At 66.4% G+C, this 23,951-nt stretch carries 19 protein-coding genes; 9 read left to right on the plus strand and 10 right to left on the minus strand.

Annotated features, from left to right (window positions below):
* Position 1: 1 nt before the first annotated feature.
* The 3 genes from DN412_RS02175 (at position 2) to DN412_RS02185 (ending at position 4,752) form a co-directional block, all read left to right on the plus strand.
* Complete coding sequence (locus DN412_RS02175; RefSeq protein WP_115013006.1) at positions 2–1,162, plus strand: efflux RND transporter periplasmic adaptor subunit; 1,161 nt, start codon at positions 2–4, stop codon at positions 1,160–1,162.
* 6 nt (positions 1,163–1,168) lie between these two features.
* Entirely contained in the window at positions 1,169–4,285 is a 3,117-nt protein-coding gene (locus DN412_RS02180) for an efflux RND transporter permease subunit (protein ID WP_115013007.1), read from the plus strand.
* A gap of 161 nt (positions 4,286–4,446) precedes the next feature.
* Complete coding sequence (locus tag DN412_RS02185) at positions 4,447–4,752, plus strand: hypothetical protein (protein WP_115013008.1); 306 nt, start codon at positions 4,447–4,449, stop codon at positions 4,750–4,752.
* A gap of 18 nt (positions 4,753–4,770) precedes the next feature.
* On the opposite strand, the gene DN412_RS02190 is transcribed toward DN412_RS02185, so the two are convergent.
* Positions 4,771–6,153, minus strand: a complete 1,383-nt coding sequence (locus tag DN412_RS02190; RefSeq protein WP_115013009.1) for a sensor histidine kinase — start codon at positions 6,151–6,153, stop codon at positions 4,771–4,773.
* Positions 6,150–6,818, minus strand: coding sequence for a response regulator (locus DN412_RS02195; RefSeq protein WP_115013010.1), 669 nt, complete (start codon positions 6,816–6,818; stop codon positions 6,150–6,152). The genes DN412_RS02190 and DN412_RS02195 overlap by 4 nt, the downstream gene beginning before the upstream one ends.
* A gap of 271 nt (positions 6,819–7,089) precedes the next feature.
* On the opposite strand from DN412_RS02195, the gene DN412_RS02200 reads away from it, so the two are divergent.
* The 3 genes from DN412_RS02200 (at position 7,090) to DN412_RS02210 (ending at position 9,862) form a co-directional block, all read left to right on the plus strand.
* Positions 7,090–8,067: an ABC transporter substrate-binding protein gene (locus tag DN412_RS02200; RefSeq protein ID WP_244222551.1), complete on the plus strand. Its 978-nt coding sequence runs from the start codon at positions 7,090–7,092 to the stop codon at positions 8,065–8,067.
* Positions 8,068–8,126: 59 nt separating this feature from the next.
* Positions 8,127–8,924 (plus strand): ABC transporter ATP-binding protein, encoded by a 798-nt coding sequence (locus tag DN412_RS02205; protein ID WP_115013012.1) that lies wholly within the window; start codon positions 8,127–8,129, stop codon positions 8,922–8,924.
* A 92-nt stretch (positions 8,925–9,016) separates the two neighbouring features.
* Positions 9,017–9,862, plus strand: coding sequence for an ABC transporter permease (locus tag DN412_RS02210; RefSeq protein WP_115013013.1), 846 nt, complete (start codon positions 9,017–9,019; stop codon positions 9,860–9,862).
* Between the two features lie 1,072 nt (positions 9,863–10,934).
* On the opposite strand, the gene DN412_RS02215 is transcribed toward DN412_RS02210, so the two are convergent.
* The 5 genes from DN412_RS02215 to DN412_RS02235 form a co-directional block, all read right to left on the minus strand.
* Entirely contained in the window at positions 10,935–12,056 is a 1,122-nt protein-coding gene (locus DN412_RS02215) for a porin (RefSeq protein ID WP_115013014.1), read from the minus strand.
* Between the two features lie 353 nt (positions 12,057–12,409).
* On the minus strand, positions 12,410–12,592 hold the full coding sequence (locus DN412_RS02220) for a YjfB family protein (RefSeq protein WP_078200724.1): 183 nt from the start codon (positions 12,590–12,592) through the stop codon (positions 12,410–12,412).
* Positions 12,593–12,815: 223 nt separating this feature from the next.
* Positions 12,816–13,178, minus strand: a complete 363-nt coding sequence (locus DN412_RS02225) for a mechanosensitive ion channel protein MscS (RefSeq protein WP_115013015.1) — start codon at positions 13,176–13,178, stop codon at positions 12,816–12,818.
* 85 nt (positions 13,179–13,263) lie between these two features.
* Positions 13,264–14,397, minus strand: coding sequence for an NAD(P)H-dependent flavin oxidoreductase (locus tag DN412_RS02230; RefSeq protein WP_115013016.1), 1,134 nt, complete (start codon positions 14,395–14,397; stop codon positions 13,264–13,266).
* Positions 14,398–14,588: 191 nt separating this feature from the next.
* Positions 14,589–17,066 carry a DUF3772 domain-containing protein gene (locus DN412_RS02235; protein WP_115013017.1) on the minus strand — a complete coding sequence of 826 codons (2,478 nt, stop codon included), beginning with the start codon at positions 17,064–17,066 and terminating at the stop codon, positions 14,589–14,591.
* Positions 17,067–17,523: 457 nt separating this feature from the next.
* Between DN412_RS02235 and DN412_RS02240 the strand changes: the two genes are divergently transcribed.
* Both DN412_RS02240 and DN412_RS02245 read left to right on the plus strand, forming a co-directional pair.
* On the plus strand, positions 17,524–18,192 hold the full coding sequence (locus tag DN412_RS02240) for an alpha/beta hydrolase (RefSeq protein ID WP_115013018.1): 669 nt from the start codon (positions 17,524–17,526) through the stop codon (positions 18,190–18,192).
* A 135-nt stretch (positions 18,193–18,327) separates the two neighbouring features.
* A complete protein-coding gene (locus DN412_RS02245; protein ID WP_115013019.1) occupies positions 18,328–19,065 on the plus strand; it encodes a BON domain-containing protein in 738 nt (245 codons plus the stop codon).
* A gap of 13 nt (positions 19,066–19,078) precedes the next feature.
* Here the strand turns inward: DN412_RS02245 and DN412_RS02250 are convergent, their stop codons facing one another.
* The 3 genes from DN412_RS02250 to DN412_RS02260 all read right to left on the minus strand — a co-directional run bounded on the left by DN412_RS02250 (position 19,079) and on the right by DN412_RS02260 (position 22,990).
* Positions 19,079–19,801, minus strand: a complete 723-nt coding sequence (locus DN412_RS02250) for a GntR family transcriptional regulator (RefSeq protein WP_115013020.1) — start codon at positions 19,799–19,801, stop codon at positions 19,079–19,081.
* 77 nt (positions 19,802–19,878) lie between these two features.
* Positions 19,879–21,207, minus strand: a complete 1,329-nt coding sequence (locus tag DN412_RS02255; RefSeq protein ID WP_115013021.1) for an MFS transporter — start codon at positions 21,205–21,207, stop codon at positions 19,879–19,881.
* A 127-nt stretch (positions 21,208–21,334) separates the two neighbouring features.
* Positions 21,335–22,990: a GMC family oxidoreductase gene (locus DN412_RS02260; protein WP_115013022.1), complete on the minus strand. Its 1,656-nt coding sequence runs from the start codon at positions 22,988–22,990 to the stop codon at positions 21,335–21,337.
* A gap of 130 nt (positions 22,991–23,120) precedes the next feature.
* Here DN412_RS02260 and DN412_RS02265 point away from each other — a divergent pair, with 130 nt between their 5' ends.
* Entirely contained in the window at positions 23,121–23,945 is an 825-nt protein-coding gene (locus DN412_RS02265) for an IclR family transcriptional regulator (RefSeq protein ID WP_115013023.1), read from the plus strand.
* Positions 23,946–23,951 lie beyond the last annotated feature (6 nt).

Below are 23,951 nucleotides of genomic sequence, written 5' to 3' on the forward strand. Positions count from 1 at the left end.
CATGCGTCCCAATTTCCTGCTTTCGCTGACGGCCGCTGCCGTCCTGACGTTCAGCCTGGCGGCCTGTTCCGACCAACCTGAACCCGTTGCCGAAGCGCCCAAGCTGCCGCCCGGCGTGATCCAGCCCGAGGGCAACCTGCAGAAGGGGCTGAAGGTGGCGCCGGTGGCCACCTCCCCGTTCAGCGAGATGCTGCGCGTGGCCGGCCGCGTCGACTTCGACGAGCATCGCGTAGCCCGCATCGGCGCCAGCGTGACCGGCCGCGTGACCGACCTCTATGCCACCCTGGGCCAGGAAGTGAAGGCCGGCCAGGTGCTGGCGCGCCTGCACAGCAGCGAGCTGGGCGCGGCGCAGATGGCCTTCCTGAAGAGCGAGGCCCAGACCGAGCTGCAGGCCCGCAATGCCGAGCGCGCGCGCCAGCTGTTTGCGGCCGACGTGATCGGCCGCGGCGAACTGCAGCGCCGCGAGAGCGAACTGGCGATCGCCTCGGCCGAGATGCGCGCCTACCGCGACCAGCTGCGCGTGCTGGGCATGTCGCAGGCATCGATCGCCGAGCTGGCGAAGAACGGCAGCATCAACTCGCATTCGCCGGTGTTCTCCAGCATCAGCGGCACCGTGGTCGAGCGCAACGTGGCGCAGGGCCAGGTGGTGCAGCCGGCCGATGCGCTCTACACCGTGGCCGATCTGTCGCGCGTATGGGTGGTCGCCGAAGTGCCCGAACAGCAGGCCGCCCAGGTGGCCGAAGGGCAGAGCGTGGACATCGAGGTGCCGTCGCTGGGCAACGGTGCGGGCAGCAAGAGCATCACCGGCAAGCTGATCTACGTCGGCCGCACGGTCAACCCGCAGTCGCGCACGGTGCTGGTCCGTACTGAACTGGACAACCGCGAAGGCCGGCTCAAGCCCGCCATGCTGGCGAGCATGCTGATCGCCGCCAAGCCGGTGGACCAGTTGGTGATTCCGGCGGCCTCGGTGGTGCGTGACGGCAATGACGAGCTGGTCTATGTCGAGACGCCCGGCAACAAGTACCGCCTGACCAAGGTCAGGCTGGGTGCCGAGAGCGATGGCATGCGCGTGGTGCAGAACGGTGTCAAGGCCGGCGACCGCATCGTGGTCGATGGCGCCTTCCATCTCGACAACGAGCGCAAGCGCCTCGAGCAAGGGTAAGCGGCCATGATGAAATCCCTAGTCGAAGCCGCCATCAAGCAGAGGTTGGTGGTATGCGTGATTGCCGTGGTGTTGTTCTTCTTCGGCCTGCGCGCTGCCACCAAGCTGTCGGTGGATGCTTTCCCCGATGTGACCAATGTGCAGGTGCAGATCGCCACCGAAGCCGCGGGCCGTTCGCCCGAGGAGGTGGAGCGCTTTGTCACCGTGCCGGTGGAAATGGCCATGACCGGCCTGCCCGGCCTGGAAGAGATGCGCTCGCTGAACAAGGCGGGCCTGTCGCTGATCACGCTGGTATTCACCGACGCCACTGACGTGTATTTTGCGCGCCAGCTGGTGATGGAGCGCCTGATCGAAGTGGGCGGGCGCATGCCGGAAGGCGTGTCGCCGGTGCTGGGCCCGGTTTCCACCGGCCTGGGCGAGGTCTACCAGTACACCCTGGACCGCGCCGACGACGGCAACCGCGAACTGACGCAGGAAGAGCTGGCCGAGCGCCGCATCGCCCAGGACTGGGTGGTGCGGCCGCTGCTGCGCTCGATCCCGGGTGTGGCCGAGATCAACTCGCAGGGCGGCTATGTGCGCCAGTACCAGGCGCTGGTCAACCCGGAGCGCATGCGCCACTACCAGATCTCGATCCAGCAGGTCTACCAGGCGCTGGCGCGCAATAACGCCAACTCCGGCGGCGGCGTGCTGCCGCACTATGCCGAGCAGTACCTGATCCGCGGCGTGGGCCTGGCCCGGGGCGTGGATGACCTGGGCAGCATCGTGCTCAAGGAGATCAACGGCACGCCGGTGTACCTGCGCGACATGGCCAACGTCACCATCGGACATGAGGTGCGCCAGGGCGCGCTGGTCAAGAACGGCCAGACCGAGGCGGTCGGCGGCATCGTCATGATGATGCGCGGCGGCAATGCCAAGGAAGTGGTCAGCCGCGTGAAGGCGCGCGTGGCCGAGATCAACGAGCGCGGCATGCTGCCGGGCAAGCTGCAGATCGTGCCGTACTACGACCGCAGCGAACTGGTCGACTCCGCGCTGTGGACCGTGACCAAGGTGCTGCTGGAAGGCGTGGTGCTGGTGGTGATCGTGCTGTTCCTGTTCCTGGGCGACGTGCGTTCTTCGGTGATCGTGCTGGCCACGCTGGTCTTGACGCCCTTGCTGACCTTCATGGTGATGAACGAGGTGGGCCTGTCGGCCAACCTGATGTCGCTGGGGGGGCTGGCCATTGCCATCGGCCTGATGGTCGACGGCTCGGTGGTGGTGGTCGAGAACGCGTTCGAGCGGCTCGGCCACAAGGAGCCGGGCCTGACCAAGACCGAGATCCTGGTCAAGGCCGTGCAGGAAGTGGCCACGCCGGTGATCGTGGGCGTGGGCATCATCATCCTGGTGTTCCTGCCGCTGATGACGTTGTCGGGGATGGAAGGCAAGATGTTTGCGCCGCTGGCGTTCACCATCTCGATCGCGCTGGCGATCTCGCTGTTCCTGTCGCTGACGCTGTCGCCGGTGCTGTCGTCGTACCTGCTCAAGGGCGGCGCCGAGCACGACACGCGCGTGATCGCCTTCATGAAGCGCCACTACCTGCGCATGCTGCACTGGGCGCTGGGCAACAGCCGCAAGACGGTGATCTGCGCGGTGGCGGCGTTCGTCGCCACGCTGGCGATCGTGCCGCTGCTGGGCACCTCGTTCATCCCGGAGATGAAGGAAGGCTCGATCGTGCCCGCGATCGACCGCGTGCCCAACATTTCGCTGGAAGAGTCGGTCAAGCTGGAGAAGGAAGCCAACAAGCTGGTGCTGAGCGTGCCGGGCGTGAAGTCGGTGGTGTCCGGCGTGGGCCGCGGCGAAAGCCCGGCCGACCCGCAGGGCCAGAACGAGTCGACTCCGATTGCCAGCCTGAAGGACCGCGACGAGTGGCCCGACGGCTGGACCCAGGACGATATCGCCAATGCCATCCGCGAGAAGCTCAAGGCCATTCCCGGCGTGCAGATCGTGATGGCGCAGCCGATCTCGGACCGTGTCGACGAGATGGTCAGCGGCGTGCGTTCGGACGTGGCGGTGAAGGTGTTCGGCGACGACCTGGACAAGCTGCGCGAACTGGCGGGCGAGATCGCCCGCGTGGCCGGCGGCATCCAGGGCTCGCAGGACATCCGCATCGAGCGCGTGTCGGGGCAGCAATACCTGTCGATCGAGATCGACCGGCAGGCGATTGCGCGCTACGGGCTGAACGTTTCCGACATCCATGACGTGATCGAGATCGCCATCGGCGGCAAGCGCGCCACGGACATCTTCGAAGGCGAGCGCCGCTTTGCCGCGGCCGTGCGGCTGCCCGAGGAGTTCCGCAACAACGTGCAGGCCATCCGACAGCTGCTGGTGAACACGCCCAACGGCACCCAGGTGCCGTTGCAGAGCGTGGCGAAGATCGAGGTCAACGACGGCCCGGCCCAGATCAGCCGCGAAATGGCCAAGCGCCGCGTGGTGGTGATGATCAACGTGAAGGACCGCGACCTCGGCGGCTTCGTGGCCGAGTTGCAGCAGGCCACCGGCGCCAAGGTGAAGCTGCCCGAAGGCTATTACCTGGAGTGGGGCGGCCAGTTCCAGAACATGGAACGCGCCATGGGCCACCTGAAGATCATCGTGCCGGTCACCATCGCCGCGATCTTCTTCCTGCTGTTCCTGCTGTTCAACTCGCTGCGCTTCGCCACGCTGATCATCACGGTGCTGCCGTTTGCCTCCATCGGCGGCATCATCGGACTGTTCGTCACCGGCGAATACCTGTCGGTGCCGGCCTCGGTGGGCTTTATTGCGCTGTGGGGCATGGCGGTGCTGAACGGGGTGGTGCTGGTGTCGTATATCCGCACGCTGCGCGACTCGGGCTTGTCGCTCGATGAGGCGGTGGTGCAGGGCGCGACCCAGCGTTTCCGCCCGGTGATGATGACCGCGACCATCGCCATGCTGGGCCTGGTGCCGTTCCTGTTCTCGACGGGGCCGGGCTCGGAGGTGCAGCGTCCGCTGGCGGTGGTGGTGATCGGCGGGCTGATCACGTCGACGCTGCTGACGCTGGTGATGGTGCCGACGCTGTATCGCTGGTTCGATGACCGCAAGCCGGATCCGACCAGGGACGTGCCGGTTTGATGGTCTTGTGCCGCCGGGCGGTTGTTGCCTGGCGGCGTTCATGAGAAGGGCGCCTGGCGCGATGCGCGAGGCGCCCTTTTTTTGCTGCACCCCTTGCCGGCGGGCAAAGCGCCTAAGATGGTCTGTGTCGGGGTCCGACACCGCCGAGGGAGTCAGAAGTCATGAAGCGCCCTGTTCTGCGCGCGCTGTCTTGTGTCTCGGCTGTCGCATTGATATCGGTCGCGGCTGCCGCGCAGGACTACGCATATACCGTCAATGTTCAGCTGCGCGATGGCAAGACCGTGCAATGCGCGGTGAATCAGCCGCCGCAAGCGCCCCTGGTACCGGAGACGGCACTCAGCACCAGCGAACGCGTCGAAGCGGAAGTGCTGGCGACGCAGCGCCTGCGTCTGTTGTCTGGGCCCCGCGCGCCGTATCCGACGCCTTACACCGCCCCGGCCATCGCCTGTTTTGCACTGACCCGGTGACGAAGGATCGCACGGGTCTCAGTTTGCCAGGGGCAAGGCGACGGTCAGCGTGACCCCCTTGCCGCCGATGCCCGGTGACAGCCTGATGCTGCCCTGAGCCGCCAGCACGATTTCCTTGACGATGGCCAGGCCCAGCCCGCTTCCTGGCTGGTGCGGGTGCGCGCAGCGGTAGAAGCGGTCGAACACCTTGGGGCGGGTCTCCGGGGCAATGCCGGGCCCGTTGTCGCTGACCGCGAGGATGGCCTGGCGGTCCGCCGTTGACAGCGACACTGTCACCTGCCCGCCGTCCGGGGTATAGCGGATGGCATTGTCGACCAGGTTGGAAATCACCGCGACCAGCATCCATTCGTTGATCCGCACGCTGATATTGTTGCCGGCCAGTTCCGCGCCAAGGTCGATCTGCTTGCGCTGCGCCAGCACCACCAGGTCTTCGAGCACGGAGGTGACGACCGGCGCCAGGTCAACGGCCGGCTGGCCAGCCGCCGTGCCGCTGGCGCCCTGCGCCTCGGCTTGCGAGAGCAGCAGCAACTTGTTGGCAAGGTCGATCATGGTCTGCGTGCTGCTTTCCATCGAGCCCACGATCTCGCGCAACTTGCTGTCGTCCTGCGACTGGGCGGCGTACTGCAACTGGGTGGCCAGCACGGCCAGCGGCGTGCGCAACTGGTGGGCCGCGTCCGCGATGAAGCGCCTTTGCTGCTGCACGTATTCGTTGAGCCGCTGGATGCATTGGTTGATCGCCTCGACGATGGGGCGCAGTTCCAGCGGCAGGTCGCCGGGCTTGATGGGCTGCAGGTCCATCGGATCGCGTCCCGCTACCTCGTCGCGGGTGCGGACCAGGGGGCGCAGCTCCACCGTCAGGCCGCATAGCACCAGTAGCACCGCCAGCAGCAGCAAGACGATCTCACGCGTCAATGCCGGCAGGCGCAGGCTGCGCACCAGTTCCTGGTTGCCCTTCAGCGTCTGGCCCACGGTCACCGTGATCTTGGTTGCCTGTCCGCTGTTGAACATCAGGCGCGAGATCTGTATCACGCGCACCGGCAGGCCCTCAAAGCTGGAGCCGTAGAACACGGGGCTGGCGGCTCCGGCCAGCGGGGTTTGCTCGAAACGAGGGTTGCCGGCCAGGATCCGTCCGCTGTCATCTGCCACGCGGTAGAAAACATGGTCACCGTAGGGCGAGTCGAACAGAGAAAGCGCCGCCGGCGGTACCTGCACCACGAGCCGGCCGTCGGCCCAGCCGATCTGGCCGGCGATCACATCGGCCGATGCCTGCAGGGCGCGGTCTTGCACGCGATTGGCCGTGTCGACGGCGCTTACATATGAGGCGTAGCCGCTGATCAGGACGAAGCCGGTCAGCGGGACCAGCAGCCAGAGCAGCAGGCGCGCGCGCAGGCTGTGGATCATTGCTTTTGCTGCAGCAGATACCCCAGGCCGCGCAGCGTCATGATGGTTGCCTGGCAGCCCTCGAGCTTCTTGCGCAGGCGATGGATATAAATTTCGACGGCGTCTTCGCTGGCGTCTTCCTCGAGCGCGTAGATGCCCTCCATCAGCGCCGTCTTCGAGACGGTCTTGCCCTGCCGCATCATCAGGATCTCAAGCGTGGCGTGTTCCTTGAGGCGCAAGGACAGCAACTGCCCCTGTACATAGAACTGGCGGGTATCGCTGTTGTAGGTAAGGTCGCCGCAAGTCAGCTCGGACTGTTTCTCGCCGGTGTTGCGGCGCGCCAGGGCCTTGATCCGGGCTACGAGTTCGCGGACCTCGAAGGGCTTGACCAGGTAGTCATCGGCGCCGAGCCCGAGGCACTCCACCTTCTCGTCAACCGAGCCGCTGGCGGTCACCACCAGCACCGGAAGATTGTTGCGGCGCGTGCGCAGCCGGCGCAGCAGGTTCTTGCCGCTCAGCCGGGGGATCTGCAGGTCCAGCAGCACCACATCGTAGTGCTGCGTCATCAGCAACTGGTCTGCGTACTCGCCATCCAGCGCGGTATCCACCATGAAGCGTTCCTCTTTCAGCAGCCTGGCGAGCCAGTGAATGAGCGAGGCGTTGTCTTCGATCAGCAGTACCTTCATGAACAGCTCTGGTGTCTGGGGCAGGGATTTGGCGGGAGTTCGGGCGGGAATCAGTCGGGTTGCGGCATGGTCGGGCCCCGGCCCGTCTTTTTAACGCCGGTTGGGCCGTTTGGGTGCACCGGGATTTCACCTAGGCCCGGGGAAAGCTGGGTGAAGGATTTCGGTGCCTAGAATCAATCGCTGTGCTTCGCGGTGCGGCTAACCCACATCAAAAACAGAAAAGACGGAGACAGGCATGAATCCATTCCGGAAGGTCTCGCTGGCTGGCGCCATGCTGGCAGTGCTCGCAGTGCCGGGCGCTGCACTTGCGGCCGATGGCGGCGGCAAGATCACGATCATGGTGGGCGGAGCAACCAAGATCATCTATCTGCCGGCCAGGCTGACCGAGCAGCTGGGCTACTTCAGGGAAGAAGGGCTGGATGTCGAAATCCAGTCGCAACCGGCGGGGGTCGACGCGGAGAACGAACTGCTCGCAGGCGCCGTGCAGGGCGTGGTCGGCTTCTACGATCACACCATTGACCTGCAGAGCAAGGGCAAGGAGGTCGAGGCCGTCGTGGTGTTCGGCCAGGTGCCCGGCGAGGCCGAGATGGTGGCCACCAAGGCCGCCGCCCAGATCAAGAGCATGGCCGATGTCAAGGGCAAGACGCTGGGCGTGACCGGGCTGGGTTCGTCGACCAACTTCCTGACCCAGTACCTGGCGTTCCGGGCCGGGGTGTCGTCCAGCCAGTTCACGGTCCTGCCGGTCGGGGCGGACAACACCTTTATCGCCGCCATTCGCCAGGGCCGCATCGACGCCGGCATGACCACCGAGCCGACCATCTCCCAGCTGCTCAAGACCGGCGAAGCGCAGGTGCTGGTCGACATGCGCACGGCGGAAGGCACCACGCAGGCACTGGGCGGACTGTATCCGGCCTCCAGCCTGTATATGCAGCGCGCCTGGGTGGACAGCCACAAGGACCAGGTGCAAAAGCTCGCGCGGGCCTTTGTCAAGACGCTGCGCTACATGAAGACCCATACGCCCGATGAGATTGCGCAAAAGATGCCCAAGGACTACTACGGCAACAACCGCGAGCTTTATGTCAAGGCGCTGGGCGCGTCGCTGCCCATGTTCACGTCCGACGGCAAGATGCCTGCGGGCGGCCCGGAAACCGTGCTGAAGGTGCTCGCTTCCTTCGATCCGACGGTCAAGGGCAAGCACATCGAGCTTGCCCGGACCTACACCAATGCGTTTGTCGACCAGGCAAAGTAGGCCGTCGCCATGACAGCGGGCCGGCATGCCCCTGCCTGGGCCGGCCCCGAGGAATCTTTATGACTCACCCAGTATTGCAGGACACGCCGGCGATCGAGTTCGACCATGTCTCCTGCCGCTTCATCTCGCCGGATGGCAGGGCCACAGTCGCCCTGCGCGATTTCTCGATGACGGTTGGCAATGGAGAATTCGTTGCCATCGTCGGGCCGACCGGTTGCGGCAAGTCGACCACGCTCAGCCTGATCACCGGCTTGCTGACCCCAAGCGCGGGCGAGGTGCGGCTGATGGGGCAGCGTGTCAACGGCATCGATCCGCGCATCGGCTTTGTGTTCCAGGCCGATGCGGTGTTTCCCTGGCGTACCGTGATGCATAACGTTGCGGCGGGGCCGCTGTTCCGCGGCAGCTCACGCGACGTAGCCTATGGCCTGGCCGAGCAGTGGATCCGCAAGGTGGGCCTGGGCAAGTTTGGCGACCACTACCCGCACCAGCTTTCGGGCGGCATGCGCAAGCGCGTGGCGCTGGCGCAGACGTTTATCAACAATCCGCAGATCCTGCTGATGGATGAGCCGTTCAGCGCGCTCGACATGCAGACCCGCACGCTGATGCAGGACGAGCTGCTGCAACTCTGGTCCCAGACCGCGGGCTCAGTGGTGTTTGTCACGCACGATCTTGAGGAGGCGATTGCCATGGCCGACCGTGTCCTCGTCCTGACCGCGCGCCCGGCCACGCTCAAGCGGGTCTACGACATCGACCTGCCGCGCCCGCGCGTGACCTCCGAGGTCCGCTATGACAAGCGCTTCGTGGAGTTGTCGCGCGAAATCTGGGCCGACCTGCGCGAAGAAGTCCACATCGACTAGTCCACGGGATCATTGAAATGGCAGGCACCGGCCAGGTTCAGTGATGCAGCGGACTACCACGCATGCCGTGAAATGACGCAATGAGAATGACCATGGAAGCAGACATCGCTTTTGCCGCGCAGGACGAGGCCTTTGAAATTCAGGCCAGGACCAAGGCACAGCGCCGCTACTGGCTGATTGTCAGCCTGCGCGTGCTGCTGCTGGTGATTGTGCTGGGCGGCTGGGAACTGGCCGGAAGGCTGCACTGGATCGATCCCTTCTTCTTCTCCATGCCGTCGCTGATCGCCGAGCAGATCTACGACTGGTTCGTCAATGGCACGTCACAAGGCCCGCTGCTGGCCCAGGTGGCGGTCACGCTTGAAGAGACCGGGCTGGGCTTCCTGATCGGCTCGATTGCCGGCGTGCTGTGCGGCATCGTGCTGGGGCGCAACAAGTTGCTCGCCGACGTCTTCAGCATCTACATCCAGATTGCCAATTCGATCCCCCGCGTGGTGCTGGGCTCGATCTTTGTGATCGCGCTTGGCCTGGGGATGGCGTCGAAGGTAGCGTTGGCGGTGGTGATGGTGTTTTTCGTTGTCTTCGGCAATGCCTTCCAGGGCGTGCGCGAGGCCGACCGCTACCTGATCGCCAATGCGCAGATCCTCGGGGCGTCAAAACGCCAGCTGACGTTCGCGGTGGTCGTGCCTTCCGCGCTGAGCTGGATCCTGGCCAGCCTGCACGTCAGCTTCGGCTTTGCACTGGTGGGCGCGGTGGTGGGCGAGTTCCTTGGCTCCAAGCAGGGCATCGGCCTGCTGATTGCTACGGCACAGGGTGCATTCAACGCCAGCGGCGTGTTCGCGGCGATGATCGTGCTGGCGGTGGTGGCGCTGGCGGCGGACTATCTCCTGACGCGGCTGGAGAACCGGCTGCTCAAGTGGAAGCCGAGCAGTTTGGGGTGATGCCTGCGGCGGGCTGGTTGTAGCGGGGCTATCGGTCTATCGCCGGTTACGGATTCTCCTTCGTCTCCTTCGTCTCCTTCGTCTCCTTTGTCTCCTTTGTCCCACGTCTGTCTGGTTGCAGCGTGGGGTTTTTCTTTGGTTCGGGGGGGATTGGTTTTTCTTCTCGTTGGGTTGGGTATGTAGGTCGGGTTCGATGTTGTCGTAGGTTTGACCGTCTGGTTCCGCCCTGCTGGGCGGGTCACTTTTTGTCCGAGCGACAAAAAGTAACCAAAAAGCGCGTCGCCTCAGGCGGCTGGCCATCCATTCCACGGCGATGGTGGTTCGAGCGGTGGTGATTTCCGTTCGATGTGGTCGGTGGTTCGGGCCTGCTACGCACCCTGTCTGTGCCCACATCGACGGACTATTGGACGAACCCGACTTTAGGCCGTTGGCAGCCTGCTAAGTACCGCGTCGGTGGGACGCCTTCGGCTGCGCTTCGCGCCGGCCCTAACGTGGCAGGCGGACGACCACGTCCCGATTTGCGCTTTTGGCCCGGCAATACGACAGCCCCGTGCGAGCGCAGCGACGCACTCCGTGCCAGTGCCTTCGACCTACGATACTGAGTGCGCGCAGCGCAGCCGAAGGCGTCCTACCGATGACCTGGTTAGCAGGCTGCCAATAGCCTAAAGTCGGGTTCGTCCAATAGTCCGTCGACGTAGGCACCTTACAGGGTGCGTAGCAGGCTCGAACCACCGACCACATCGAACGGAAATCACCACCGCCCGAACCACCCACACCGCGGAATGGATGGCCAGCCGCCAGAGGCGACGCGTTTTTTGGTTACTTTTTGTCGCTCGGACAAAAAGTGACCCGCCCAGCAGGGCGGAACCAGGCGGTTAATCCTACGACAACAGGAAACCCGACCTACATCCGCAAGCCAACGAGCAGGAAGCCCCGCCGGCCACGCCGGCAAAACAGCCACACCCGCCAAGCCCCCCCAATATCCAGCGAAGAACAAAAAAACCCGGCTCGTGGCCGGGAACAAGGAAAGACCTGAGCATGAGGCGGCGCGCAGCGCCGCCATCCCGATAAATCAGAAGCGCGTACGCATACCCACCGCGAACTCGCTCTGGTGCGAGAAGCCGTTGGACTGCGCCGCGTGATAGCCCTTCTGCAGGAACATGTAGTCCGCTGCCAGATAGACTTCGGTGCGCTTGGAGAAGTGGTAGAAGATCGAACCGTAGATGGTGTTCTTGCGGCCGCTGTCGGTGACGGTCGATGCCGTCGTGTCAGAGAAGGCGTTCAGGGTGAAGCCGCCGGCATTCAGCGCGGCATTGCCTGCCTTCATCATCTGGTAGCCCAGCTCGTAGTCAAACGCGCCAGCCGGTGCCACCTTGAACGATACCGTGTAGGCGTCGTCGCGGCGCATGCCCAGTGCCCCCTGGTCGGCGGTGTAGTGGAAGTAGCCGGCATTGGCGCGCACGATGCCCCAGACGTAGTTGCCGCCGACAGAATAGGAACGGTGCCAGTGATCGCCGAGCTTGGCCTGGGTGTAGAAGCCGGAAGCGTGGAAGTTGGTGCCGTTGTAGCCGAGCGTCACGCTTTCCGTGGTGCCCCGCGACGGATTGCCCGGTACTTCGCCGAACTGGTAAGCCGCGCCGGCGGTCAGGCCGTTGCTGAAGATTTTTTTCCACACCACGCCGTTGTTCATGCGCGTGCCGGTTGCGCTGCCCGCGTAGAAGACCAGCTGCTTGAAATTGTTGTTGTTGGTATAGCCGCCTTCTTCGGTGCTGATCACGGCTGGGCCATACGGGTCGGCGTAGATGCCGGACGCGATCGGGTCGCGCGCCAGCGCATCCTGGCGGCCGAAGGTCAGCTTGCCGAAGGTCTCGTTTTGCACGCCGACCCAGGCATCACGGTTGAACAGCACGCCCGGGGTGTCCATGGCGCCGTCAAAGCTTGTGAATTCACTTTCCAGCTTGAAGATGGCCTTGGTGCCGCCACCCAGGTCTTCGGAGCCAGTCAGGCCCCAGCGGTTGCCGCTGAACCATGCGGGCTGGTGGAAGCCGGTCAGGCGGTGGCCCTGGGCGTCGGCATTGCTGATGGTGCTCAGCGTGGTGTCGATCAGGCCATACAGCGTGACCGACTGGGCGTGGGCCTGGCCGCTGCAGATGGCGCCGGCAGCAAGCGCGAGCGCGGTGAATTTGGTCTTCAAGTGACTCTCCTCAGGGGCATGAATTCGTTCTGGTTGGCTCTTTGTTGCCGGCTGGTCCTGGACGGAATCGCCCCGGGGCCGGACAGACCAGCGAATCGTAGGCCGGTGAAGCCTTCATCCAGCTTTCCTGCTGTGGCGGATCTGACTCAGGGGAAATACCGAGACGGGCGAGGCAATCGGCCCTGGGGAGAGTGTCCGGAGACCGCTACTGTGTCCGGGGACGAAACTGCGGATGAATCGGGAGCCCGGAGGCGAGGTGTGAAAGCACTCGGGGCGAAGACCGGCGGTTGTCCGCACGCCATGCCAGGCTGAGGCTCCTCGCCGCCGGCGGCGGGAGGAGCAGCCCCGGGGTATCAGACCTTGATGTCGAGGTTCTGGCCGAGATGGGGCGGATTGCTGGCGGCGCTGACCTGCGGCATCGCCTGCAGCAGGGAAGCAACGCCCTGCGCCTGCATGTCCAGCGACTTGCGCAACATCAGCAGCGACACCGGGTCGGTCCCCGGGTTGCCTGCTGCGCCGATACTAGAAATTTCCATGGAGGGTTTTCCTGGTCAAGGTTGAGAAGAGGTCATGGCAGCAAGGCCGCGACGAAAGCCTGCTGCGCGGACCTTCCTGCATCATCCATGTCGGCGGGAATCCGGGAATCTTGAGCCGCTGCCGGAAAGGGCGCGGCTGATTTTCAACCGCTTCAAAGCAAACGCCCCATGCTTGGCATGGGGCGTTTGTCATTGGCTGAGCGCGTTCAGCAGCGCGTCCGCTTCAATTGCCGTAGTACGCCTGCTGCGGGTAATAGCCGGTAGGCTGCGGGCCGCAAGGCACGTAGGCGCGGTCGTAGTCGCGATAGCAATAGCCCGGAGGCGCTGCGGGCGGGGCGTACGAGACCGGTGCCGGGGCGTACGCGACGGGTGCCGGGGCATACGCGACAGGTGCCGGGGCGTAGGCGACCGGCGCCGAGGCCAGGGCCGCGCCGACAGCCAGTCCGACCAGGGCGCCGACAGCCAGCATCGCTCCGGCATTCGAGCCGCCGCGGTGGTAATCGCGGTCGCGCGCCGACGCCGGGCCGGCAGCCGTCAGCGCCGCGCACAGGGCAACCGCTGAGACGATTCGGGTGGTGGGGCGCATATCGGACTCCTTCTGATGCAGCTTGTGTATATCCACTATGGACGCAAACTGCCCCTTCAGGTGTTTCGTGGCGGCCACCGACTTGTTAGGGTTGTAACGGCTGCTTTAAGCCGGCGGCCAGCGCGCCAAGTCCGCCCAGGCTGTCGGCCAGTTCGGCTTCCAGCGTGGCAAAGAGTTCACCGGCAGGCAGCGCGCGGGCCAGCGGCACGGCCTGGCCTGCCCATTGCGCGGCGAATTCAGCGCTGCCCCTGGCCTTGGCGGCGGCATGCAGGGCCTTGCCGGCATCGTAGGCGATCGGATAGTCCGGCGCGGCCGGCGCGCCGGGCGCAGCGCCCAGCTCGGTGAAGCGGTTCACAAAGCCGCGCGCATTGCGGCCGGAGATCGCCTCCGTGAATGTGGTGGGGCGCATTTGCGCCTGCGCCAACGCATCGCGAAACGGGCCGTCCGCGCTGGTCTCGGGGCAGGCGATGAAGGCGGTGCCTAGCTGTGCAGCTTGCGCGCCCAGCGCCAGGGCGGCGGCGATACCGGCGCCATCCATGATGCCGCCGGCCGCGATCACAGGCAGCGCAGTCTTGCTGGCCAGCACGCGCACCAGCGCGAGGGTGCCAAGCCCTTCATCGAAGGCTTGCGGATCGAATACGCCACGGTGGCCGCCGGCCTCGATGCCCTGCGCGACGATGGCGTCGATGCCCGCGGCCTCGATCGCACGGGCCTCGTCCAGCGAGGTGGCAGTCGCCAGCAGCACGATGCCGGCGTCCTTCAGCGCGCGGATCTTGCCCGCGTCGGGCAGGCCGAAATGGAAGCTGACCACGGCCGGGCGCTCCTCCAGCAGCATCTGGTGCATGGCGTCATCGGCGACGTAGCTGCGGTAGATCTCGCGCAGCGTCGCGGGTGGCGTGGCGCCGAACTCGGCAAAGCGGGGAGCAAGATAGTCCAGCCAGGCCTGCTCGCGCGCTGCGTCGGATACCGCCGGGGCGTGGCAGAACAAGTTGATGTTGAACGGGCCGCTGGTCAGCGCGCGGGTTTCGCGGATGGCTTTGCGGGCGCCTTCGGCATCCATCGCCCCGACGCCGAGCGAGCCCAGCCCGCCGGCATTGGTCACCGCGGCGGCCAGCGCGGGCGTGCTGACGCCGGCCATGGGCGCCTGGATGATGGCCGCGCGGATGCCGAGCTTGCGCAGCAGCGCAGCGCGGTCAGTGGATGGGATCGAGGTGTTCATTCTGGCGCTCCTGGGTTGGGGCCCCAGGCGGGGCGATCAAGGGAATGGATGCGGCGAGGCGCGCTCAGCCGTCGGGCAGTCTTACTGCCGGCATCGTGAAAGTCAAGGGTGCGGCGGTGATGCCTCCACCGGAGCGCGGTGCAGGCATCGCGCAGAACCGCGACACGGAACCCCACGACAGCCGTGACCCGTCAGCCAGCCGCCAGCGCGCGCTCCGGCTCTTGGCCGAACGGCGGCATGTTCTCCAGTCGCAGCGATTGCGGCACCGACAGCGAGATGCCCGCGGCGCGCAGCCGCCTGAGGATCTCGAACAGCAGGTCGCTGCGCGTGGTGGCGGCGATGCGCGGGCTGCCGACATAGCCGGTCACCGACAGCGTGATGCCGTTGGGCGCGAGCTGGCTGAACATGACCGAAGGCGCGGGCACGTCGAGGATGCTCTCGTTCTCGCGGTAGACGTCAAGCAGCAGGTCGCGCAGCTGTTCGGGGTCGGTGTTCAGCGGGAAGGTGAGTTGCAGTGACGCCACCCCCTGGGTGCTGTTGCTCATGGTCACGTTGCGCAGGTTCTGCGAGATCAGCTGCGAGTTGGGCACGATCACGGTGGAACGGTCGCCCAGCTGGATCTCGGTGGCGCGCACGTTGATGCGGCGGATATCGCCCTCCACGCCGGCGATGCTGACCATGTCGCCCACCTTGACCGGCCGCTCGGTCAGCAAGATCAGCCCGGAGACGAAGTTCTTCACGATCTCCTGCAGGCCGAAGCCGATGCCCACCGACAGCGCGCTGACGATCCACGCCAGGTTGTCCCAGCGCACGCCCAGCAGCGACAGCGTCAGCAGCACCAGCAGCACGTAGCCGACATTGCTGAACAGCGTGATCAGCGAGGCGCGCAGCCCTGGCTCCACGCACAGCTTGGGCAGCAGCTCCCCGTCCAGCCAGCGCCGCACCGTGCGCAGCAGCCAGATGCCCACGCCCAGCGCGATCAGCGCATTCAGGATGCGATCGGGCATGATGTTCAGGCTGCGCAGCTTTTCGCCGCCGAGCACGGTCACCAGGCTGCTGATCAGGTCCGCCGGGGTGGTGCCGAAGCCGCCGGTCAGCAGTGCCAGCACGGCCAGCAACAACAGCAGGCTGGCGCCGATGCCCGACAGGATGGTGGCGGCCTGCTCCAGGCGCGAATCGTCGACGCCGAACAGCTGCTTGATCACTTGCCCGCTGGCGTGCTGGGTCGAGAGCACGCTTTCGAAAACGTCGCGCGTCACCTGGGTCAGCAGATACAGGCTGCACAGCACGATGTCGAACCAGACCAGCTCATAGGTCAGGAAGCGCGCAAAGCTGATATAGCCGGCCAGCAGCGCCACCAGCGATACGATCACGATCAGGCTCACGCCGGCGTGGATCATGCCGGCCAGCGTGGCGCGCGCCTCCGGCCGTTCGCCCGCGGCGGCCAGCACGCTGCGCACGCGGTTGGCGCGCAGCAGCGCGGCGCCGATGGTCAGCACCACCACCAGCGAGACCAGCCCGCGCCCCAGCAGCGTGACCTGCACGCTGGTATCGGCAATGCGGTTCAGTTGTTCCAGCGTGCCGGCCAGCAGCAACAGGCCGGCCAGCACCGCTGGGAACGGCTTCATCGCCAGCGCCACCGGGTCGGCCAGCGCCGGCAGGCGCCACGAGGGATGGCGGGTGCACAGCAGTGCGCGCCCAAGGCCCGCGATCAGGGCGCTGGTCAGGGTCAGCTTGAGCAGCTGGCCATACAGCGTCATCAGGTCGGGCGGCAGTTCATAGTTGCGCGTGAAGGCGTTGTAGACGATCTGCACCGCCAGCCCCGTGGTGGCCACGGTGGCGACCGTGGTGGCCAGCGCCAGCGCGCTGCGCCGCAGGCGGGTCTCGGGCAGCGTGTTCAGGCAGAACCAGGCCAGCGCCCGCTCGGCCAGGCGCTTGCCCAGCAGCCAGACCCCGAGCGCGAGCAGCAGCAGGGCGATGGTGGCGGCGCGCTGCGACGGCTGCCAGGCCAGTTGCACCATCGGCACGACCTGGTCGAGGAAGGTGTCCATGCGCGCCCGGTCCTCCGGGGTCGGGCTGACCATCGGCTTCCAGAACTGCGGGTTCAGGATGCTGTCCGAGCGCAGCGCCAGCTGGTCCTTCATCTGGCTGCGTTGCAGCCGCCCGAGCTGGTCGCTCAGGTTGGCGATGTTCTCCTTGCTCTCGGCGGCCTGCTTGATCTGCGCATCGAGCTGCGTGCGGCGCGCATTCAGCTCGGCGCGTTGCCGCACCACCGCCGGGGCTTCCCTGGTGGTGCCATCCGCCGGCGGCGGCCCCAGCACATCGAGCTGCGCCTGCAGCTGCGCACGTTGCGGCGTCAGCGCCGAGGACAGGTTGCCGACGTCGGTATCGAGCTTGTGCAGGGTGTGGTCGAGTTCGTCCAGCCTGGTGCTGCCGTCGGGGTCCGAGGCTTGCTGCTTGATGCGGTCCTGCTCGGTCTGCAGGCGCTTGAGTTCTGCGGCGGCCTCGGCATGCGTGATGGCAGGCGCCTGGGGCGTCGTCTGCTGGGCCTCCGTGGCGGAGGTTGCCTCGGATGCCGGGGCCGCGACAGCGGCCGGCAATGTGGCTGGCATCAGGTGGCATAGCGCAGCGAGCGCCGCGCCCAGCGCCAGCCGGGAAAACTTGCTCATGGCGGAATCTCGTCGGATAGTGACGGCTCGCGGCGGCCCGGCATCGGCAAGCGGAAGCGGGGATCGTGCCGGCACGCAGGGGGCGCGGCTGCGATCGGATGCGGGAACGGCCGGGATACCGGCGATGAACATGGGAAGGGATGGCTGCTCGCTGGCGATCCCTTCAGCGAATTGTCCGGTCAGGGCACAACGCGCCCAGGGCGCATCGGCAAGGCGTGCTGACCGATGGCGGCAGGGCCAGCCGGAGCCGGCCTCGCAGCGATTCGCGAAATTATAGGAAAGCGCATGCGCCACGCAGCCGGATGCAGGGGCGGATGCTGCACACGGTGACAAATTGATACGCATCCGTGCGCGGACCTGCCTGGCGTTGCCTTCACTGCCGACACGCTCGCCGCAATCGCATTAACATCACGGACTTCGGGCCGTGCGCGGCCCATTGTCATCATCAGGAGTCGGCATGGCTGTTCCGTCAGGCACGGAAAAAATCGAACTCGGCGGCGAGGCCGGGCCCATTGAAATGCTGGTCGACCGGCCCGCCGGCGCGACGCGCGGCGTCGCCGTGGTGGCGCATCCGCATCCGCTGCTGGGCGGCGCGGCCACGCACAAGGTGCCGCACCAGCTGGCCAAGGCGCTGGTGGCGCGCGGCTACCTGACCGTGCGGCCCAATTTCCGCGGGGTCGAGGGTTCCGCTGGGGAGCACGACCAGGGCAGCGGCGAGGCGCGGGACATGCTGGCTGTGGTCGCCCACCTGCGCGCGGCGCATCCCGGACTGCCGCTGGCGCTGGCCGGGTTCTCCTTTGGCGCCTTCGTGATGGCCAATGTGGCCGCCACGCTGGCCGCGCAATCCGTGCCGATCCGGCACCTGGTGCTGGCCGGCACGCCATACGGCACGGTGAAGGCCCATCGCAGCTATGACACGCCGGCCGTGCCCGCCGATTGCCTGGTGGTCCATGGCGAGCGCGACGAGCGCGCGGAACTGGGTGCATTGTTCGACTGGGCGCGGCCGCAGGCGCTGCCGGTCGTCGTGGTGCCTGGCGCGGATCACTTCTTCACCGGCAAGCTGCCGCTGTTGGTGCGCATCGTGGACGGATACCTGGATCGTCCCGAGCCCGGCGCGACTGTGTAAAAACTTCGATCTTCCCCGCGATTGCGCGGTCAGCGCGCGCTGCCCCGGCAACTCGCCCAGGACTGGAGCGGGTCCGGCGCGAGGCATGGATGATGCTACCGATACCAGACACAGACCTCAGATCGGAGGCAATCCATGAAAGACTATCCACCGTCCGAAATCCGGGAAACGTGGCGCAACCGGGGCTATGGCGAGCCTGGCGATGCCCGCCATGCGCACCACTGGCGCAGCGGCAACCCGGGCGGCTCGGCATTCGGCTACGGGCAGGCGCGCTATGGCATGGAAGGCGGCGAGGCACCGGAGGACAGCTACCGCCCCGGACAGGTCCCGGCGCGGCCGGCGTCGCGCCGGCTGCCCAGGAACTACCAGCGCACCGACACGCGCATCCGCGACGATCTTTGCGAACGGCTGGCACACGCCGGCGACGATGTCTCGGACGTAAGCGTCGAAGTGGTCTCGGGGATCGTCACCCTGAGCGGCACCGTCAGCGACCGCGGCATCAAGTACCGCATCGAAGAGATGGCCGAGGACGTGCTGGGCGTGAATGCGGTCCGCAACAACCTGCACGTGGCGCGCAGCGCAGCCGGTGAGGGGGGACGACAGCGGGCATTCGGTGCAGAGGGTGGTGCGGCGCCCGGCGAGCGGCGCATCGGCCAGTCCGCTGGCCGGTGGCAGCCGGTCGGCGTGGTCGCCTCTGATGTGCTGTATATCGTCCAGTCGCGCGACGGGCGTTTCCTGGGAGCGAAAGCCGGCGAAGCCGTGCTGGTGCCCCTGATCACCCAGGCCGGCCTGTTCGATGACCCGGACGAGGCCCGCGCCGCGGCGCAGGAGCATTGCAGCCGGGGCTACCGGCTGCTGGCCACGCGCCGCTGAGGGCCGCCCGGCCTCAGGCGTTGGGAATGGCGGGCGCGTCGACCGGATCCGGGTGGAGCTGCATCACGGCGGCGCGCTTTTCCAGCAGGTGCTGGCGCAGGATGGACGCCAGCCGCTTGCCGTCGCGGGCTTCCAGCGCCCGGATCATCTCTTCATGATCGTGCACGGCGCGGTCCCATTTGTCGGTCTGGAAATTGGAGCGGAAGCGCATCGCCTTGAGCCGCCGGTTCAGCGTCAGGTAGGTATGCTGCAGCGTCTGGTTGCGCGCCGCCGCGGCAATGCGGTCGTGGATTTCCTGGTTGCGGCTGTAGTAGCCGGGCAGGTCGCCGCTCGCGCGGCAGGCCAGCATGGCGTAATGCAGCGCCTTGATCTCCGCCAGTTCCTGCGGCGTGATGCGCTCGCACGCCAGCTCGCCGGCGAACGCCTCCAGGCCGCTCATCAGCTCGAATGTCTCCCAGGCCTCGGCCTCGCTCATCCGCGACACGCTGGCGCCGCGGTTGGGCGAGATCTCGATCAGCCCTTCGGCGGCCAGTACCTTCAGCGCCTCGCGCAGCGGCGTGCGCGAGATCCCCAGCGTTTCGCACAGCTCGCGCTCGTTCAGCTTCATGCCCGGGGCCAGCACCCCCTCGACGATGAAGTTGCGCAGGTGGTCGACCACGGTGTCGTGCAGCCGCTGGCGCACCACCTTGGGCAGGAGCGGGGCGGCGGCGGCGCCGGTGCCGTCCGGAGTTTGCATGCAATGTCCCTGTCATTAGCGTTGCGCCATTCTAAGACATTGCCGGCTTGCCGCGCCGCCGCCCGCTCCCTTTGAACTCAGCTCGCCGGGCCGCGCAGAGGCACGCCGCTGTCGCGCAGCGCCCCGGCGCCCGGGCGCCGCCCGATCAGCGCCACCGACAACGCCGACACCAGTCCCGCAAACGCCACGTAGGCGCAGATCTGCCAGGGTTTGCCGCCGCCGGACTTCAGCAGCGCCGTGGCGATGATCGGGGTGATGCCCGACGCGAAGATCCCCGAGAACTGGTAGACGAACGAGATCCCCGTGTAGCGCACCTTGGCATCGAACAGTTCGCAGAACAGCGCCGCTTCAGGGCCATAGACCGCGGCGTAGAGGATGCCGAATGGCACCACGATGGACAGCCACAGCAGCATGGTGTTGCCGCCGCTGTTCAGCATCAGCCAGAATGCCGGGAAGGCGGACAGGGCCGTGATCAGCGAGCCCCAGAAATACACGCGCGTGCGCCCGATGCGGTCGGACAGGTGGCCGAAGAACGGGATGAAGAAGCACATCGCAATGGCTGCCGCCATCACCCCGACCAGCGCCTCGGTGCGGCTGATATGAATGGTCTGGGTCAGGTAAGTGATCGAGAACACGCCGAAGATATTGAAGAAGACCCCGTCGATATAGCGCGCGCCCATGCCCTTGAGGATATTGCCCGGGTAGCGCCGCATCATGTCGAAAAAGGGAATCTGAGTCTCCGCATTGCGCTGCTTGATCACGGCGAATTCCGGCGTTTCCTTGACGTTGAGCCGGATATACATGCCCACGAACACCATCCCCGCCGAGATCAGAAAGGCAACCCGCCAGCCCCAGGCCAGGAACTGCGCATCGGTCAGGGTCAGCGACAGCAGCGCCACCACGCCGGAGGCCAGGCATAGGCCGATCGCCAGCCCGATCTGGGGCAGCGACGCATAGAAGCCTTTCTTGCCCGGCGGCGCGTATTCATACGCCATCAGCACCGCGCCGCCCCATTCGCCGCCCAGGCCGATGCCCTGCAGCACGCGCAGCAGCAGCAACAGGATTGGCGCCAGCAGGCCGATGCTGTCATAGGTCGGCACCAAGCCGATCAGGAAGGTGGAGACGCCCATGATCATCAGCGTGATCACCAGCATGCTCTTGCGGCCGACCTTGTCGCCAAAGTGCCCGAAGATCACGCCGCCCAGCGGCCGCGTGACAAAGCCCACCGCAAAGGTGGAATAGGCCAGCATGGTGGCCACCAGCGGGTCATTGCCGGGGAAATAGAGCTTGTTGAAGACCAGGCCGGCGACCACGCCGTACAGGAAGAAGTCATACCACTCGATGGTGGCGCCGATCACGGACGCCAGCGCGACCTTGCGGATCGCCTGTTCGTTGGGGCTTGTCATGTTTGTCTCCTCTGGTGATAAGCGGCGTCCTTTGAAAGGATAGTTATGGACGCGGGATGCACTGCAGGGTTTGGCCTTGGTGTTATGGATGCCCGGCCTGGGGGCAACGATGATCGGAGAAAGCCGCTCAGGCGGCGTCCGCCATCGGTGGCGCGACATCGACGGGGTGGATTTCCCGCCGTGCGTCTTCGCGGATGAAGTCTGCCGCGCGCTCGGCCATCATCACCACCGGCACGTTGGTGTTGCCCGAAACCAGCGTGGGCATCACCGAACAGTCCACCACGCGCAGGCCGCCGACCCCGTGCACGCGCAGGCGCGCGTCGACCACCGCCAGCGGATCGGCGGCGGGGCCCATTTTTGCGGTGCCCGACGGATGGAAGATGGTGGCGCCGTACTCGCGGCAGAAGTGCAGGATCTCGTCGTCGCTGCGCACGTCGTCGCCGGGCCGGAACTCGCGCTTCATCAGGCCGCGCATCGGTTCGGTCTGCGCCACGCGGCGGGCGTAGCGCACCGCCGCGACCGTGCAGCGCCGGTCCAGTTCGGCCGACAGGTAGTTGGGCTGCATCGACGGCGGCTCATACGGGTCGGTCGAGCGGATCCGCACCGTGCCGCGCGACTCGGGGCGCAGCTGGCATACCGAATAGGTGCAGCCAGAGAACGGATGCACCATGCCGCCGGCCATGTCCGCCGACAGGGTCGAGAAATGGAACTGCGTGTCCGGCGTGGCGCTTTCCTGCGGCAACGCGCGGCAGAACATCGCACCCTGGTTGATGCCGATCGCCAGCGGCCCCCTGCGCATCAGCAGCCATTCCAGGCCCATGCGCGCCTTGCCGGTCAGCGTGCGCAGCTGGTCGTTGGTGGTGATCGGCTTTGCCACCTCATAGATCAGCCGGATCTGCAGATGGTCCTGCAGGTTCTCTCCGACGCCGGGCAGGGCATGCACCACCGGGACGCCCAGGTCCTGCAGCAGGGGCGCCGGGCCGATGCCCGACAACTGCAGCAACTGCGGCGACTGCAGCGCGCCGGCGCACAGGATTACCTCGCGCCGCGCCCGCAGGATATAAGGCTGGCCATGCTGGGTGTAGCGCACGCCCACGGCCCGCTTGCCTTCGAACAGGACGCCGGTGGTGTGCGCGTCGGTCTCCACGCGCAGGTTCGCGCGCCCGCGCGCCGGTCGCAGGTAGGCCACCGCGGTGGAGCAGCGCCAGCCCTTGCGGGTGGTGAGCTGGTAGTAGCCCACGCCCTCCTGGTCGCCGCCGTTGAAGTCCGTCTTGCGCGGCAGGCCCAGCGCCTGGCCGGCGCCGATGAAGGCATCGACCAGCGGATGCTGCCGGTCGATCGAGGTGGCATTGAGCGGGCCATCGGTGCCGCGTGTCGGGCCCGCGCCGAGGTCGTTGTTCTCGAGCTTGCGGAAGTAGGGCAGGCAGTGGTCCCAGCCCCAGCCCGGATTGCCCAGCGCCTCCCAGTGGTCGTAGTCCTCGCGCTGGCCGCGCACGTAGATCAGGCCGTTGATGGCGCTGCTGCCGCCCAGCGTGCGGCCGCGCGGCCAGTAGATGCGGCGGTTCAGCATATTCGGATCGGGATCGGTGTAGAAGCCCCAGTTCACTTGCTTGTGGAACATGGTCTTGCCATAGCCGATCGGGATATGGATCCACGGGTAGCGGTCGGGCGGGCCGGCCTCCAGCAGGCAGACCGAATACCGGCCGTCTTCGCTGAGCCGGTTGGCCAGCACGCACCCGGCCGAGCCGGCGCCCACCACGATGTAGTCAACGGTTTGCGACATCGTCGCTGTCTCCTGTTCTGGCCGGCAGGCGCATAACCACCCGGCTTTTGTCTATAATCTGAAACGTTCTGTTCCGGATTCTATTTTTCTAAGCTGGAATGGAAAGCCCAATCGCGAGGAGACGCCGGTTGTGAAACAGAACGTGCAATTCCCGTTTCAGAATCGCACTGCAGCAGAAGACGGGGCGGTGGAGGAAGATGCACGCAGCCTGCGCGTGCTGATGGTGCTGTCTAGCCTGGCCAGGGCGCAGCATCCGCAAACGCTGTCCCAGCTCTCGCAGCGCCTGCACGTGCCCAAGGCGACCCTGATGCGCCTGCTGGCGGCCATGGAGCGTTCCGGCTTCGTGGTCCGGATGCCGGCCGAACGCGGCTATGTGCCAGGCCCCGGCGCGGCGGCGCTGGCGCTGCAGACGCTGCGCAGCCCGCCGCTGCTGCGCGAGTGCCGCGCCATCCTCGCCCGGCTGGTGGCGAGCCTGGGCGAGACCTGCAACCTCACCGCGCTCGACGGCGACCGCGTGCTCTACGTGGAACGCGTGGAGACGCATGAACCACTGCGCCTGCAGCTCTCGCCTGGCATCCACGTGCCGCTGCATTGCACCGCCAGCGGCAAGCTGTTCCTGTCAGCGATGAACCGGCTGGAACGCCAGCAGATGCTCAGGCGCCTGGACCTCGCCCCGCACACGCCGCGCACGCTTTCCGATGCGCCTGCGCTCAATGCCGAGCTGGACCGGCTGGGCGCGCGCGGCATCGGCGTGGATCATGAGGAATTTGTGCGCGGCATGTGCGCGGTGGCGGTGCCGGTGCGCGAGCCGGACGGCGCGGGGCCGGGGCGGGTGGTGGCGGCGATTGCCTGCCATGCGCCGACGGCGCGGGCATCGCTGGAGGCGCTGTTGCAGGCGGTGCCGACGCTGCAGGGGGCGGCGAGGGAGATGGCGGCGGTGCTGTGCGCGCAGTGAGGGTGG

Source organism: Cupriavidus lacunae (assembly GCF_003353055.1).
Lineage (GTDB): Bacteria > Pseudomonadota > Gammaproteobacteria > Burkholderiales > Burkholderiaceae > Cupriavidus > Cupriavidus lacunae.

What these genes read in the sequence shown, in the direction of transcription:
- DN412_RS02175 (WP_115013006.1), top strand. Translation starts at nt 2, where the DNA reads ATGCGTCCCAATTTCCTGCTTTCGCTGACGGCCGCTGCCGTCCTGACG.
- DN412_RS02255 (WP_115013021.1), bottom strand. Translation starts at nt 21,207, where the DNA reads ATGACAAGCCCCAACGAACAGGCGATCCGCAAGGTCGCGCTGGCGTCC.
- DN412_RS02230 (WP_115013016.1), bottom strand. Translation starts at nt 14,397, where the DNA reads ATGAACACCTCGATCCCATCCACTGACCGCGCTGCGCTGCTGCGCAAG.
- DN412_RS02210 (WP_115013013.1), top strand. Translation starts at nt 9,017, where the DNA reads ATGGAAGCAGACATCGCTTTTGCCGCGCAGGACGAGGCCTTTGAAATT.
- DN412_RS02245 (WP_115013019.1), top strand. Translation starts at nt 18,328, where the DNA reads ATGAAAGACTATCCACCGTCCGAAATCCGGGAAACGTGGCGCAACCGG.
- DN412_RS02180 (WP_115013007.1), top strand. Translation starts at nt 1,169, where the DNA reads ATGATGAAATCCCTAGTCGAAGCCGCCATCAAGCAGAGGTTGGTGGTA.
- DN412_RS02205 (WP_115013012.1), top strand. Translation starts at nt 8,127, where the DNA reads ATGACTCACCCAGTATTGCAGGACACGCCGGCGATCGAGTTCGACCAT.
- DN412_RS02260 (WP_115013022.1), bottom strand. Translation starts at nt 22,990, where the DNA reads ATGTCGCAAACCGTTGACTACATCGTGGTGGGCGCCGGCTCGGCCGGG.
- DN412_RS02185 (WP_115013008.1), top strand. Translation starts at nt 4,447, where the DNA reads ATGAAGCGCCCTGTTCTGCGCGCGCTGTCTTGTGTCTCGGCTGTCGCA.
- DN412_RS02195 (WP_115013010.1), bottom strand. Translation starts at nt 6,818, where the DNA reads ATGAAGGTACTGCTGATCGAAGACAACGCCTCGCTCATTCACTGGCTC.
- DN412_RS02225 (WP_115013015.1), bottom strand. Translation starts at nt 13,178, where the DNA reads ATGCGCCCCACCACCCGAATCGTCTCAGCGGTTGCCCTGTGCGCGGCG.
- DN412_RS02250 (WP_115013020.1), bottom strand. Translation starts at nt 19,801, where the DNA reads ATGCAAACTCCGGACGGCACCGGCGCCGCCGCCGCCCCGCTCCTGCCC.
- DN412_RS02235 (WP_115013017.1), bottom strand. Translation starts at nt 17,066, where the DNA reads ATGAGCAAGTTTTCCCGGCTGGCGCTGGGCGCGGCGCTCGCTGCGCTA.
- DN412_RS02200 (WP_244222551.1), top strand. Translation starts at nt 7,090, where the DNA reads ATGCTGGCAGTGCTCGCAGTGCCGGGCGCTGCACTTGCGGCCGATGGC.
- DN412_RS02220 (WP_078200724.1), bottom strand. Translation starts at nt 12,592, where the DNA reads ATGGAAATTTCTAGTATCGGCGCAGCAGGCAACCCGGGGACCGACCCG.
- DN412_RS02240 (WP_115013018.1), top strand. Translation starts at nt 17,524, where the DNA reads ATGGCTGTTCCGTCAGGCACGGAAAAAATCGAACTCGGCGGCGAGGCC.
- DN412_RS02190 (WP_115013009.1), bottom strand. Translation starts at nt 6,153, where the DNA reads ATGATCCACAGCCTGCGCGCGCGCCTGCTGCTCTGGCTGCTGGTCCCG.